Annotated in this window: 14 protein-coding genes; 8 read left to right on the forward strand and 6 right to left on the reverse strand. The window is 64.9% G+C overall.

The features are described 5' to 3' along the window. Positions 1–177 precede the first annotated feature (177 nt). A complete protein-coding gene (gene dnaA / locus WB461_RS03595; protein WP_423851350.1) occupies positions 178–1,641 on the reverse strand; it encodes a chromosomal replication initiator protein DnaA in 1,464 nt (487 codons plus the stop codon). Between the two features lie 346 nt (positions 1,642–1,987). Here dnaA and rpmH point away from each other — a divergent pair, with 346 nt between their 5' ends. The 8 genes from rpmH to WB461_RS03635 all read left to right on the forward strand — a co-directional run bounded on the left by rpmH (position 1,988) and on the right by WB461_RS03635 (position 6,759). Next, positions 1,988–2,125: a 50S ribosomal protein L34 gene (gene rpmH, locus WB461_RS03600; protein ID WP_056210619.1), complete on the forward strand. Its 138-nt coding sequence runs from the start codon at positions 1,988–1,990 to the stop codon at positions 2,123–2,125. A gap of 4 nt (positions 2,126–2,129) precedes the next feature. Further along, entirely contained in the window at positions 2,130–2,465 is a 336-nt protein-coding gene (gene rnpA / locus WB461_RS03605) for a ribonuclease P protein component (protein ID WP_423851351.1), read from the forward strand. Further along, positions 2,462–2,704 (forward strand): membrane protein insertion efficiency factor YidD, encoded by a 243-nt coding sequence (gene yidD / locus WB461_RS03610; protein ID WP_423851352.1) that lies wholly within the window; start codon positions 2,462–2,464, stop codon positions 2,702–2,704. Before rnpA ends, yidD begins: the two co-directional genes overlap by 4 nt. Further along, the gene (gene yidC, locus WB461_RS03615; protein WP_423851353.1) at positions 2,689–3,702 is read left to right on the forward strand and encodes a membrane protein insertase YidC; all 1,014 of its coding nucleotides are present in this window, start codon (positions 2,689–2,691) and stop codon (positions 3,700–3,702) included. The genes yidD and yidC overlap by 16 nt, the downstream gene beginning before the upstream one ends. After that, positions 3,699–4,172 carry a protein jag gene (locus tag WB461_RS03620; protein ID WP_423851354.1) on the forward strand — a complete coding sequence of 158 codons (474 nt, stop codon included), beginning with the start codon at positions 3,699–3,701 and terminating at the stop codon, positions 4,170–4,172. The genes yidC and WB461_RS03620 overlap by 4 nt, the downstream gene beginning before the upstream one ends. An 88-nt stretch (positions 4,173–4,260) precedes the next feature. Next, positions 4,261–4,836: a 16S rRNA (guanine(527)-N(7))-methyltransferase RsmG gene (rsmG, locus tag WB461_RS03625; RefSeq protein WP_423851355.1), complete on the forward strand. Its 576-nt coding sequence runs from the start codon at positions 4,261–4,263 to the stop codon at positions 4,834–4,836. 109 nt (positions 4,837–4,945) lie between these two features. After that, positions 4,946–5,857, forward strand: a complete 912-nt coding sequence (locus WB461_RS03630; RefSeq protein WP_423851356.1) for a ParA family protein — start codon at positions 4,946–4,948, stop codon at positions 5,855–5,857. After that, entirely contained in the window at positions 5,854–6,759 is a 906-nt protein-coding gene (locus WB461_RS03635; protein WP_423851357.1) for a ParB/RepB/Spo0J family partition protein, read from the forward strand. Before WB461_RS03630 ends, WB461_RS03635 begins: the two co-directional genes overlap by 4 nt. A 98-nt stretch (positions 6,760–6,857) precedes the next feature. On the opposite strand, the gene trxA is transcribed toward WB461_RS03635, so the two are convergent. The 5 genes from trxA to WB461_RS03660 form a co-directional block, all read right to left on the reverse strand. Continuing rightward, the gene (trxA, locus tag WB461_RS03640; RefSeq protein WP_423851358.1) at positions 6,858–7,184 is read right to left on the reverse strand and encodes a thioredoxin; all 327 of its coding nucleotides are present in this window, start codon (positions 7,182–7,184) and stop codon (positions 6,858–6,860) included. A gap of 47 nt (positions 7,185–7,231) precedes the next feature. Then, entirely contained in the window at positions 7,232–8,215 is a 984-nt protein-coding gene (gene trxB, locus WB461_RS03645; RefSeq protein ID WP_423851359.1) for a thioredoxin-disulfide reductase, read from the reverse strand. Between the two features lie 80 nt (positions 8,216–8,295). Beyond that, positions 8,296–9,864, reverse strand: a complete 1,569-nt coding sequence (locus WB461_RS03650) for a protein kinase family protein (protein ID WP_423851360.1) — start codon at positions 9,862–9,864, stop codon at positions 8,296–8,298. A gap of 75 nt (positions 9,865–9,939) precedes the next feature. After that, positions 9,940–11,574: a murein biosynthesis integral membrane protein MurJ gene (murJ, locus tag WB461_RS03655; RefSeq protein WP_423851361.1), complete on the reverse strand. Its 1,635-nt coding sequence runs from the start codon at positions 11,572–11,574 to the stop codon at positions 9,940–9,942. Continuing rightward, on the reverse strand, positions 11,567–13,642 hold the full coding sequence (locus tag WB461_RS03660; protein ID WP_423851362.1) for a DUF6049 family protein: 2,076 nt from the start codon (positions 13,640–13,642) through the stop codon (positions 11,567–11,569). Before WB461_RS03660 ends, murJ begins: the two co-directional genes overlap by 8 nt. Positions 13,643–13,645 lie beyond the last annotated feature (3 nt).

Raw genomic sequence — 13,645 nt, forward strand, 5'->3', positions numbered from 1 at the left:
GGCTTTTCGTTGGTGGATTACTTGTGGTTCCACAGGGCCCGAAACTACAAGGTCCTGTGGACGTCCATGGTGCGTTCACACACCGTTCACAACGGTTCCGAAGATGTCCACGGGTTTGGTGGGTGTTCCCACAGCGTCGTCCCCAGGTGTGAATGGTCCAATTCGGCCATCCATGGGTCATGACTGGCGTGCTTGCTGCTTGATGCGCGCAGTGAGCTCGGTGACTTGGTTGTAGACAGCGTGCTTCTCGGCCATGAGCTTGCGGATCTTGCGGTCGGCGTGCATCACGGTGGTGTGATCCCGATTGCCGAACTCCTGGCCGATCTTGGGCAGTGACATCTCCGTGAGCTCACGGCAGAGGTACATCGCGATCTGTCGCGCGAGCACCAGATTGCGGCTGCGGTTGGTGCTGCACAGGTCGTCGATCGAAAACTCGGAATAGGCCGCGGTCTGCGCCATGATCATGCCGACCGTGATGTCAGGCTCCTCGCCCTCGGCAATCAGGTCCTTGAGCACGATCTGGGCCAGCTGCAGGTCGACCGTCGTGCCATTGAGGTTCGCGAATGCCGTGGCGCGGATGAGCGCACCTTCGAGCTCGCGGATATTGGTCTGCACCTTGCTGGCGATGAACTCAAGCACATCGGCTGGTGCCGTGAGCTTTTCGTTCGCGGCCTTCTTGCGCAGGATCGCGATCCTGGTCTCGAGATCGGGAGGCTGGACGTCGGTGGTCAATCCCCATTCGAAGCGATTGCGGAGCCGATCCTCCAGTGTCGTGAGGTTCTTGGGTGGCCGATCGGAGGTCATGACGATCTGCTTGTTCTCGTTGTGCAGGGCGTTGAACGTGTGGAAGAACTCGGTCTGCGTCGACTCCTTGCCCTCGAGGAACTGAATGTCGTCGACCAGCAGCACGTCGATCTCACGATACTTGCGCTTGAGTGCGGCGGTGCGGTTCTCCCGGATGGCGTTGATGACGTCGTTGGTGAACTCTTCGCTGTTGACATATCGCACGCGCGAGGATGGGTAGAGATTCAGGACGTAGTGACCGATGGCGTGCAGGAGGTGGGTCTTGCCCAGTCCGGACTCACCGTGGATGACGAGCGGGTTGTATGCCTTGCCTGGTGCCTCGGCAACAGCGACGGCAGCAGCGTGGGCAAATCGGTTGGATGAACCGATGACGAAGTTCTCGAACAGGTAACGCGGATTGAGGCGGGCCTCGGCGACACTGCCGATTCGTGGCGGGCCGGTCTTGCGCTCGGCCCAGCTCGGCACGAATTCGTCCTGCGCGTCATCGTCTTCGTCGTCGAGGTCGTGACCGGCGGCAAACCGATTGGGTTTATTTGTCGACATGTCGTCTTGTGGACTTTGATCAAAGTCGAGCAGGGTGGGCTCGATAGTGACGACCAGCCGGGTCTCCTCACGGAGTGCAGTGCTGATGGCGTGCTCCAGTGCGGGGCGCACGCGAGACTCCAGCTGTGCGCGAGTCAGGTCGTCCTGGACAGCCACGATCAGGATGTTGTTGTGGAGCGTGAGTGGCTTGGCCGAGTAGACCCAGACCTTGGCTCCCGGCGACAATGTGTCGACGGCCCCCTGCCAGATTCGGTGGAGATGTTCCTCTGGGCTGGGTTCCTGGCCGTCGCTCATTCAAATGCCTCCCGACACGTCCACAGGGTTTTCCACACGGTGTGAATGCGAACTCGAGAGTTGAGGCGGCCCTTGTGGAAAAGTCGATACCGCGGTGACGCTAGCAGCCTTGGCGGGTGCTTACAAGCGAATTTCCCCAGGTTGTCCAGACGATGCGGCGTGTCGTCTGGACGAGTGCAGGTTCGTCGCGTATGGGTATCAGTTTGACCGTGGTGCGGGCCGCCCGTACCGTTGTCTAGTCGTCCTAGAACGACTTCCGCCGCATGCCCATGACAACTGCAAGATCCGGTTGTGGGCGAGCGGTGGCCGTCGACCGGCCCAGACCGAATCCCGTGAGGAACACATCGTGAGCAAGCGTACTTTTCAGCCGAACAACCGCCGTCGCGCCAAGAAGCACGGCTTCCGCCTCCGCATGCGCACACGCGCCGGCCGCGCCATCCTGGCGGACCGCCGCCGCAAGGGCCGCGCCAAGCTGTCTGCCTGATCCGTTGCTCGCACGCGTTCAACGCATGCGCAACGGGGAGGATTTTCGGCGCACGATCCGTCGTGGAGCCAAAGGCGCTCAACCAACCCTCGTCACCCATGTCGTCCCGGGAACCGGCGGACACACGTCCGTCGGTTTCGTCGTGAGCAAGGCGGTGGGCTCGGCGGTGGAACGAAATCGGGTCAAGCGCCGACTCAGGCACCTGATGCGCGAGCGTGTGGACAGCTTTCCCGCCGGCTCGCGTGTGGTCGTGCGAGCGCTTCCTGCGTCGAGCGAGGCAAACTCATCGACGCTGGCCGAGCACCTGGACGCAGCTCTATCGCGGGCCGGTGCGCGGTGAAATACCCCTTGATCTGGTTGCTCAAGGCCTATCGATTCGCGATCAGCCCGCTGTACGGGCAGGTCTGTCGCTACCATCCGACCTGCTCGGCCTACGCTTTGGAGGCCGTGCAGACTCACGGTGCGATGCGTGGGACCTGGCTCTCGGGTCGTCGTGTACTGCGTTGCCACCCGTGGAGTACCGGCGGATATGACCCGGTGCCCCAGTCACAAAGAGGAGAACAATGTTCGGCTTCCTAGGCGACATCGGCGGCGCGATCATGACGCCGTTGTACTACGCCGTTTCCGGAGTGCTGTTGGTGTGGCACCGGATCTTCTCGACCGTTCTGTCAGAGGACTCCGGCTGGACCTGGGCGCTGTCGATCATCGGTCTGACGGTGACCATTCGTACAATCCTGATTCCGCTGTTCGTCAAGCAGATCAAGTCGAGCCGCAACATGCAGCTGCTGCAGCCACAGATCAAGGCATTGCAGCAGAAGTACAAGCATGATCGAGAGCGCCTGACGCAGGAGCAGATGAAGCTTTGGAAGGACACCGGCACCAACCCGTTCGCCTCGTGCCTGCCACTGATCCTGCAGATGCCGATCTTCTTCGCGCTCTTCCGGGTCATCGATCAAGCGTCGAAGGAGGGCGCCGCGGGGGCCCGCGGATTCCTGTCCGGTGCTGACGCGGAGTCGCTCTCCAAGGCAAAGCTGCTCGGTGCGCAGATCGCCGACACCTTCATCAAGAGCTCTGCCGTGGAGACCAAGATCTTGACGATGACGCTGGTTCTGGTCATGGTCGCGACGCAGTTCACGACTCAGCGACAGCTCATGAGCAAGAACATGCCAGCTGACGCGATGTCGGGTCAGTACGCCCAACAGCAGAAGATGCTGCTGTACATCTTGCCGGTCGTGTTCGCCGTCGGCGGAGTGGCATTCCCCTTGGGTGTGCTCTTCTACTGGACGACCTCGAACTTCTGGACGATGGGTCAGCAGTTCTACGTGATTCGCAAGAACCCGGCACCCGGCACTCCGGCCTTCACGGCCAAGCAGGAGCGCGACGCCAAGCACGGACGAACGGTCGCCCTCGACCCAGCAGAGCCCGTCGTTGAAGAAGCCCCCAAGCCGCCTGTCCGTCAGCAGCCGAAGAACCAGGCGCGAAGCCAACGCAAGAAGAAACCGGCCACTCCTCCGCAGCGGAAGAGCAAGCCCGACATCACGAGCAAGAACAACACCGACAAGGACGGCATGCAGTGAGCGACTCCGCGAAGAAGCTGGAAGCAGAAGGCGACATCGCCGCAGATTTTCTCGAGGGCCTGCTGGACATCGCCGACCTCGACGGTGACATCGACATGGACGTCGATGGTGACCGCGCTTCGGTGGACATCGTCGGCGGCAATCTTGACCATCTCGTCGGGCGCGAGGGTGAGGTGCTTGATGCTCTGCAGGAGCTGACCCGCCTGGCTGTCTACCGGGAGACCGGGGAGCGCAGCCGATTGATGCTGGACGTCGCAGGCTTCCGGGCGGCCAGGCGGCTTGAGCTGGTGGCGATCGCGGGCGAGGCGATCGAGAAGGTGAAGTCTGATGGTGACTCGGTGTCCTTGAACGCCATGACGCCGTTCGAGCGGAAGGTCGTGCACGACGCCGTGGCCGACGCCGGGCTGTCGAGCTCGTCTGATGGAGTGGAGCCGCAGCGCTTCGTCGTCGTCCACGCCGCGGCCGAGTAGATCGTCGATGACGGGATCCGACGCTGATCCTCAGAACATCTCCGACGGAGATGTTTCACGTGAAACACCCCCTCCGCACGCGGCGGGGGTGTTCGCTTCCCGCCTCGCGCTGGCGCAGGAATACGCCCACATCTTGGCGACCGACGGCGTGCTCAAAGGGCTGATCGGACCGCGGGAAGTCCCACGCATCTGGGATCGCCACATCATGAATTCCGCTGTGGTGTTGCCACGCGTGCCGCAGCAGGCCTCGGTTGCCGACATCGGCACGGGCGCTGGACTACCCGGACTGGTGTGGGCGATCGCCCGCCCGGATCTATCGGTGACGCTGATCGAACCCTTGCTTCGGCGAACGACCTTTTTGGAGGACGCGGTGCGCGACCTCGGCCTGGACAACGTGTCGGTGGTGCGGTCTCGAGCAGAAGATGTGAATGAGACGTATGACGTCGTCACGGCGCGGGCTGTTGCAGCGCTCGACAAGCTGGGCCGCTGGTGTCTTCCTCTGGTGAAGCCAGGAGGAGTGTTGCTGGCACTCAAGGGGCGAACAGCCCAAGACGAGGTGACGGCAGCGACGGCAACCCTCCATCGGCTCGGCGCGACCTCTATCGTGGTGTCGACGTATGACAATGGAGACGTCCCGACCACCGTCGTCGAGGTGACCAAGTGATCCATGTGCCTCCAGCGCACCCGAGCCATGTTTCACGTGAAACAAATGAAGGGGACCTATGAGCGACACGTCGCCCGGGACAGCTCCCGCCACCGCATCCAGTTTCCGCGTGCCCGTCCCGACCCACGACGAATCCACGCCGCTGGCATCGGAGGTCGAGGAACACATTGCGCTGGTACAACGCGCGTCGGCAACCCAACGCTTCGACCCACCCAGCGCGACGCGGGTCTTCGTGGTCGCCAATCAGAAGGGTGGAGTCGGAAAGACCACCACGACGGTCAACATCGCCGCTGCACTGGCGCTCAAGGGTCTTCGCGTGCTGGTCATCGATCTGGATCCACAAGGCAACGCCTCCACCGCCCTCAACGTTCCGCACAGTGAGGGGACACCGGGCGTGTACGAGGCGATCGTCGACGGAACAGACCTCGACGAGCTGGTCAAGCCCTGCCCGGATATCGACGGTCTGACCGTGTTGCCCGCGTCCATAGACCTGGCTGGCGCCGAGATCGAGCTGGTCTCGCTGGTGGCTCGTGAATCGCGCCTGGATCGAGCGCTACAGGCCTATCTCGCGGATTGCGAAGCCGCAGGGGACCGAATCGATTACGTCCTCATCGACTGCCCACCCTCACTGGGACTACTGACGGTCAATGCGATGGTCGCCGGTCGCGAGGTCCTGATTCCGATCCAGTGCGAGTACTACGCGCTGGAGGGTCTGGGCCAGCTCGTCCGCAACATCGACCTGATCCGCGCTCACCTCAACCCACAGCTCGAGGTGTCGACGATTCTGTTGACGATGTATGACGCTCGCACCCGGCTGTCGGCCGGAGTGGCCGAGGAGGTCCGCAACCACTTTGCAGACAAGGTCATCCGGACCGCGATCCCGCGATCGGTCCGCATCTCCGAGGCGCCCAGCTACCAACAAACAGTCATCACCTACGACGGGTCGTCATCTGGCGCACTGTCCTATCTCGAGGCCGCCCGGGAGATCGCCGCGGCCGGACTTCAGGAGACACCCCGATGAGCACACGTCGCGGACTGGGTCGCGGCCTGGAATCCTTGATTCCGTCGAGCCCCGCAGACGCTCAGGCCTCAGGGCTGCAGGAGATCGCCGGCGCACGATTCGCCGAGATTCCCCTCGAGCAGATCGTCGCCAACCCCAGGCAGCCCCGCCAGGTGTTCGACGAGGACCACATGGCCGAGTTGGTCCACTCCATCAAGGAGGTCGGACTGCTCCAGCCTGTCGTTGTTCGTGAAGTAGGCAGGGACCGCTACGAGCTCATCATGGGAGAGCGTCGTTGGCGCGCCAGTGGTCAGGCTGGACTGGACACGATCGGCGCGATCGTCCGAGACACCTCCGACGAGGACCTGCTGCGAGACGCGCTTCTGGAGAACCTGCACCGCTCACAGCTCAACCCGCTGGAGGAGGCGTCGGCCTACCAGCAGCTGTTGGAGGATTTCGGCTGCACCCACGAGGAGCTCGCTGATCGAATCGGCAGATCGCGGCCGCAGATCAGCAACACCCTGCGTCTGCTCAAGCTGACCCCGGCCGTCCAGCGGCGAGTCGCGGCCGGCGTCCTGTCAGCTGGTCACGCCCGTGCGCTGGTGAGCGTCAGCAATCCGGAGATTCAGGATCGGCTCGCGACCCGGGTCGTGGCTGAGGGCTTGTCTGTGCGCGCCCTCGAGGAGATTGTGACGGTCGGCCCGGATTCCACCAAGCGGCCGGCAGTCCGACAGTCTCCCACGATGTCGGCGCCGAGGCTGGCTGACTTGGCTGCCCGCCTCTCGGAGCGGTACGACACGAGAGTGAAGGTCGATCTCGGTCGATCCAAGGGCAAGGTCACGGTCGAGTTCGCGACGCTGGAGGATCTCGAGCGCATCGTGGAGTTGATGGATCCTTCTCAGAATAAGTCTACATATCAATAAGTCGATAAATCCGTGAAGGCTCAGTGTCGGAGCGAGCGACGAGCGCAACGAAAAGGCCCCGGTGAGAATCTCACCGGGGCCTTTCACGCCTGGATGGCTCAGGCCGTGTGCTCCTCGAGCTCGCTCAGGATCGCGCTCTTGGGTCGGACTCCGACGATCGACCGAACGACCTCACCCTGGTAGTACAGGTTCATGGTCGGGAGTCCGGTGACGCGGTACTGCGCCGGGGTGACCGGGTTGGCGTCCGCGTCCATCTTGACGATCGTGAGCTTCTCGCCCTTTTCGTTGGCGATCTCCTCGAGGATCGGAGCAAGCTGGCGACACGGGCCGCACCAGCTCGCCCAGAAGTCGACGAGCACGGGTCCGTCGGCCTTCAGCACCTTCTCGTCGAAGTCGGCGTCGGTGACTGCGGTGATGTCTGCCATGTTTTCTCCTTCAGGTCTGTGATGGGTTCAACGTCGTGAGTTGGGAGTTATTCCGACCACTGCGCCATCGCCACGTCAGTGGCAGGCTCCCCGGCGGAGTCGATGTCAGCCAAAAAACGTTCGGCGTCGAGCGATGCGGCGCAGCCTGTGCCGGCCGCCGTGACGGCCTGCCGATACTTGTGGTCGACCAGGTCGCCGGATGCGAAAACGCCGGCAACATTGGTCGCGGTGGAGCCGGGCTGCACCAGTACATACCCCTCGTCATCGAGTTCGACCTGCCCCTTGAGCAGCTCCGAACGCGGGTCGTGGCCGATGGCGATGAACAGACCTGTTGCATCGAGGCGACGCGTCTCGCCGGTGACGGTGTCGCGAAGGACCACACCCTGGAGCTTGTCCTCACCGATGATCTCCGCGATCTCGGAGTTCCACGCGAACTCGATCTTGTCGTTGGCGATCGCTCGATCCTGCATGATCTTGGAGCCGCGCAGCTCGTCGCGGCGGTGGACCAGCGTGACCTTGCTTGCGAAGCGGGTCAGGAACGTCGCTTCCTCCAGTGCGGAGTCGCCACCGCCGACCACGATGATGTGCTGATCCCGGAAGAAGAAGCCGTCGCACGTCGCGCACCAGGAAACTCCATGGCCGGACAGCCGGTCTTCGCCCTCGACGTCGAGCTTGCGGTAGCCCGATCCCATCGCGAGCACCACTGCCTTGGCGGAATAAGTCGTCCCGTCGGCCAGCGTGACAGTCTTGACGTCGCCGTCGAGCTGGACTGCGGTGACATCGTCGGTGATCAGCTCGGCGCCGAAGCGCTCAGCCTGGGCGCGGAGCTTGTCCATCAGCTCCGGACCCATGATGCCGTCGGGGAACCCGGGAAAGTTCTCGACGTCGGTCGTGTTCATCAACGCCCCGCCAGCCGTCACGGAACCCTCGAAGACCAAGGGCTCGAGGTTGGCGCGGGCAGCATAGACCGCGGCGGTGTAGCCCGAGGGGCCCGAACCGATGATGATGAGATTACGTACGGGGTCGCTCATTTAGCACCTTCTGATCGTCGTACGGGTGTCAACGAATACTAGGTGGCCGGCATTCCCCCGGGCCATGGGACCGGCCGGAGTCAGGACCGACCCCGCACCACGATCTCGCGGATCTCGCCGCGGAAGCCGTCCGCATCGATTCGGGGCACCTTGCGCAGCCACACCACGACGTAGCGGGTGAGCAGCCCGGACTGGAGGGAGACAGATGAGTCCGTTCCAGCACGGTTGAGGACAGCCACCCGGCGCAGCCCGCTCAGCGATGTCGGCGTGCGGCTCGCGCTCGATGATGAGGCGTAGATCGAGAAGCTGGTGGGTCGACCACCCAGGCGTACGCGCAGCGAATCCACTTCGCGGGGACCGCCGAGGTCCAGCACGATGCCGACGCCGTCCTTGAGGCCGCCGAGCTCGGCCGAGCCGAAGTACGTGGCGGTGCGCCAGCCCGTACGCATGTCGCCGTCGATCGCCAGCTTGACCTGGACAGGATTCTCGCTGCCATCCTCGCCTTGCGGGTCGAAGTCGGCCGCGCGCTGCACTGGCAGGATGCGGGACGGCGACGTGCGGTCGACCGGACTGGTCGAGCCGCCGGTCGAACGGCCGACGAGGAATGCCAGCACCGAGGCGATCAGCAGTGCGCCGAGGAGACCGAGCAGCACCAGCCCTCGATCGCCCTTGGCGGCTCGTCGGGCGCGAAGCTTGCCTCGCTGCAGGGTTGTCGGAGGGGCCGGTTCGTAGGCCTTCGGCCGTCGTCGGGGCGGCTCGAGGCCGGGAGGCGGGCCGCCCGGCACGATGACCGGGTCGAGCCGGAGGAGATCTGGCGAGGACAGACCGGAGAGACTTGGTTGGTCATCGGTCAGCTCGTCGTCCTCACCAGACAGCCGTAGCGTCCTCGCGACGTCGGTTGCTTTCCGCAACGGCGGAGCATGGTGCCTCGGCGGGGTGCCAAGGATTCGGTCGCAGATCGTGTCGATGTCGCGGGAGACACCGGCGCGAACCTGCCGCGGACGCAGCAGGCGCCCATGCTCGGAGGGGGCGGCTCGGAGCCCGTCGACGTGCGCGCCGGGCCAGCGGCTGGTGACGCAGGCGTACAGCAGCTTGCCGATCGCTTGCACGTCCAGCTGCTCGTACCCCTGCAGGTCGGTCAACGAGTCCTGCCGGCCGAGCGGCGACAGTGCCGTCGACACGCCGAGCCCCACGATGCGGACCGCGCCAGACTGCTTGAGCAGGACCTGATGGGGGGACAGTCGCCGGTGGTAGACCCCGTACTCGTGTGCGGAGGCCAGGGCTTCGGAGACCTCCGCCGCCACGGTCGCGGCGCGGCGATTCGGCAGGGGCGACTGGGCCAGCAGCTGGTCCAGCGGGAAAGCACGTGCCCATTCCCTGATCACGAGGTGATGGTGTTGCTCGTCCTCGATCAGGTCCAGGACACGAAGGAACCGGGGATCGGTGACCACGGTGGATTCACGGGCTGCCGAGAGGAAGTGATCGGCGCGGGGATCAGCGCTGGAGATCAACTCGATCCCGACGTTGCGGCTGAGTACGCGGTCGTGCGCCCGCCAGGTCGACGATCCGAGCTTCTCGGTGACGAGGTCCTGGAGTTCGTAGCGTTGCGCGAGCACGTCCCCGGAGGCCAACGGCCGCCTCTCGCTCATCTACTGCCCCTCCTCACGAGCACCGGCTCGTTCCCGTCCTCATGCTAGTCCGCAAGCGTGAGAACGTCAGTCGAATCACGCCCGGCGAAGCAGGGCGTTGACGAGGTAGGCCAGCTGTGTCATGCCGATCACTCGCGCTGCAGCAACGTAGGTGACGACGCCGCCGAGCCCGGCAACCGCGGTGGTGATGAGCCCGCCGACGGCGCGCGCCGGCTCGACTCCGAGAACCTCCAGTCCGCGCGCCATGCCCAGCATCACGAAAGCCGCCAGACCACACGCCAGGACCAGGCGGGCCACGAACACCATCATCTCGCGGTCGAGCACGTTCCCGACGGCTCGCGAGAGCATCGACACCGACAGAATCGAGCCGATCAGGTAGGCGAGGCCGTAGGCGAGGGCCAGCATCATCGCGACCCGGTTCGGCTCCACGTTCCGAGTCAGGACCAGTGCAGCCCCGACGTTGGCGGCCGCGATGACGACCTGGATGAAGAACGGTGTGCGGTTGTCCTCGTTGGCGTAGAAGCCCCGAAGCATCAGATAGTGCACCGTGAACGTGACCATGGCCAAGGAGAACGCCTGGATCGTGTACCCGATCGCAACGGTGCTGCCCCCCAGAGAGCCGAGGCCACCGGCGATCGCCGCGGCCGACTGACCCAGGCACAGCAGCGCGACGGCGGCCGGAGTCACGATCACCAGCGCAATTCGCACGGTACGACTCAGCTCGATCCGGAACCGGTCGTAGCGCCGATCCGCCGCAAGCGCAGCAAGAGTAGGGATGATCGCTGTCGCCAGTGAGACCGTGATGACGCCGTGCGGCAGCTGGCTGATGAGAAAACCGAGCCCGTACACGGTCGACCCGGCACCTGACTTGCCGTCTCCCGCACCTTCAAGAGTCGCGCCGGTCGCGATCTTGTTGATCGTCACGAAGGCGATCTGGTTGACAACGATGAACAGCAGCGTCCAGGCACCGAGCTGGAGCGTGTGACCCAGACCGACGCCGCGGAAGTCGAATCGCGGCCGAAAGTGGAATCCGGCCCTCCGGAGGTACGGGATCAGGACCAGCGCCTGCAGTGCGATGGCTCCAGTCGAGCCGAGACCCAGCAGCAGCGCCTCGCGGGTCGAGTAGCCGTCCACGGCATTGCTCGCCCCGAACACGATGGCGTAGATCACGATGACGGTGCTGGCCACGACGTTGTTGACGATCGGAGCCCACATCATCGGGCCGAATCGACCACGTGCGTTGAGCACCTGGCCCACCAGCACGAAAGCGCCGTAGAAGAACACCTGCGGCATGCACAGGAGCATCAGCAACTCGGCGGACGCCCGCTGATCGTCGAACTGGTTCGTGAACAGCTGCGGGTCGAACACGACGTGCAGCAGCGCGGGCACCGCGATCGTCAGCACGATGGTGCCGGCCGCGAGCACCATCAGACCCAGCGTGATGACCCGGTTGGCGTACGCCTCGCCACCATCGGAATCGTTCTTCATCGCCCGCACCAGCTGGGGAACCAGCACGACGTTGAAGATGCCGCCAGCCACAAGGATGTACAGCGTGTTGGGGATGGTGTTCGCGATGTCGAACAGATCGGCGTTCAGAGCCGTACCGATCACGGCGGCCAGCAGGCCTGCGCGCAGGAAGCCGGTCAGCCGGGAGACAGTCGTGCCCAACGCCATCCACGCACTGGCACGGGCCACTCCGCGATCAGTCATCGTCGTCGACCTGGTGTTCCCGTTCGACCCGGTTGCGACTGCGCATCCGGTGGCGGGTGAAGCGGCGCGCCAGAGCGGCCAGCACGAACAGCCCAGCGAGCGCCATGGCGCCCCACAGCACGGCCCCGATCCGGCTCGAACGCACGTTGAACTCGGCGGCCGTGCCGATCGACTTGCCGTCAGCGGCCGTGAGCCGGGCGGTCAACGACGTCGTGCTCTGCCGGCCGAGGTCGATGTCGACCGTCAGCGTGCGTCGTTCGCCGGCGCCGATGTCGACCGGCTCGACGTCGGGGACCTGCAGCGCAGGGTTGCTCGAACGGATCGACACCCCGACGCGAATCTCCTTGTCGGTGCCGTTGAGGATCGTCACCGGGAAGGCACCCTTGGAGCTCGACAGCGTGACGAGCTGCGGCCCGCTGATGGTGATCTTGCGGAGCTGGGAGCCGGCCCGCCGGGCCAACGCGGCGGCGATCATCGACGCCTCCGCGGATTCCTTGCGCCACCGGACGCCGAGGATGCCGGCCACGTCGCGGGACAGGGCGTCGTCCACGGCATCACGTTGCGGCACGAGCGAGCTCAGCGCGTTGCCCTTGACCAGGATGTCCGAGGCAGCCTTCAGCGTCGATCGACTGAGCGGACGGTCCTTCGCCTTGGTGGGCACCGACCCTTGATACGTCGCGAGCGTGCGGGTGAGCACCGAGTCCAGGCTGGTGCCGACCGTGAATGGGGCGGAGAATGCCTCTGACAATCGCCCGATCGACCATTCCGGTCCTGGGTCCCACCGAGGGTCGACCATCGTGATGGCGTCGGCGCGCGATCTGGGGTCGATCGTGCGTTGCAGCGCCGCGAGGGTCGCTTCGGTCAGTATCCGTTGGCGCAGCGTCGTGACCGAGTCCCGGCCCGGCACGTCCGCATCGAGAACGTCGTCCACGAACAGTGGCACGGGACCGCTCGGAGTGGCATACCGGACGATCGAGCCTTGGCGGCGGTCCCATCCGGGCACCGAGCTGCGCGCGACGATGACTGGCGAGTCACCGGCCCCCCGCAGGTCACGAAGCAGGCTCGCGGTCACTCCGTGCTCGGTCGGCCAGGACACCCGCCGACCGGTGAGCTGGAACTTGGTCAGGGCCGCGCTCGTGGCGCGGCGGATTGCGGCCGACAGCGGCATCCTGAGGTCGCCATTCTGGGACAGGGCCAGGACATCGGGACGGTCGAACCCGAGAATCCAGGTGCTGCGGACCCGCGCGAAGGTCAGCAGGTCCTGGAAAAAGGTCTCCGCCTCGGCACGTTGCTGGTCGCTGATCTCGAGGCCGGGTGGCACGTGCCGGCCGCGGGACAGGTCGTCGACGCCCACCAGCAGAGCCGGATCCACGATCCCGGTCGTGGTGCTGCTGGAGGTGCTTGCCGCGAGATCGAGCAGATTTCGCAGCCGGCCTTTCGGTCCGACCGCAGCGAGCAGCGCCCGTGGATCCTGGTAGGCGCCGTCCTTGCCGCGCCGGTCCGGCATGAGGAACGGCCAGACGACGGACGTGGGCACACGAGCCTTGCTGGAGGAGATCAGCGGCAGGAACGTCGTCGCTCGACCGATGGCGTTCGTGCTGCGCTCACCATCGGTGTCAGTGCCGAGGATCTGCACCCCAACGGGGTAGACACCCTGCGCACCCGAGACACCAAGGTCGTCGTACGGCACCTGGACAGTGAACCGTCGTGTCTGTCCGGGCGCGAGGTCACCCACGTCGTCGAACGTGCCGGGCTCGATGACGCGCAGGCCGGTGTAGGAGTCGCCGTTGTCGATCGCCTCCACGATCTGGGCCCGAGTCGTGAACGGAACGCTCGGGATCACCAGGTACGCCTGCACGTCGGCCCAGGCGTGGTCGTCCCGATTGGTCACGGTGCCGGTCATCGTGACGCGCTTGCCGACCGCCAACTGGCTCGGGCTCAGCGACCGGATGCTGACGCTCAGATCAGGATTCTTGTCCGCGGCGTGGGCCGGACTGGAGGGCATCAGCAGCAGCCCGGGAGCCATCGCGAGCAGCGCGACGAGAAGGGGAAGACAACGGCGGCTCACCCG

Origin of the sequence: Aeromicrobium sp., assembly GCF_049587115.1 — a bacterium.
In the GTDB taxonomy this organism is placed as follows: domain Bacteria; phylum Actinomycetota; class Actinomycetes; order Propionibacteriales; family Nocardioidaceae; genus Aeromicrobium.

Coding starts and splice junctions, on each gene's coding strand:
- dnaA (WP_423851350.1), bottom strand. CDS start 1,641: ATGAGCGACGGCCAGGAACCCAGCCCAGAGGAACATCTCCACCGAATC.
- yidC (WP_423851353.1), top strand. CDS start 2,689: ATGTTCGGCTTCCTAGGCGACATCGGCGGCGCGATCATGACGCCGTTG.
- WB461_RS03635 (WP_423851357.1), top strand. CDS start 5,854: ATGAGCACACGTCGCGGACTGGGTCGCGGCCTGGAATCCTTGATTCCG.
- trxA (WP_423851358.1), bottom strand. CDS start 7,184: ATGGCAGACATCACCGCAGTCACCGACGCCGACTTCGACGAGAAGGTG.
- trxB (WP_423851359.1), bottom strand. CDS start 8,215: ATGAGCGACCCCGTACGTAATCTCATCATCATCGGTTCGGGCCCCTCG.
- WB461_RS03650 (WP_423851360.1), bottom strand. CDS start 9,864: ATGAGCGAGAGGCGGCCGTTGGCCTCCGGGGACGTGCTCGCGCAACGC.
- murJ (WP_423851361.1), bottom strand. CDS start 11,574: ATGACTGATCGCGGAGTGGCCCGTGCCAGTGCGTGGATGGCGTTGGGC.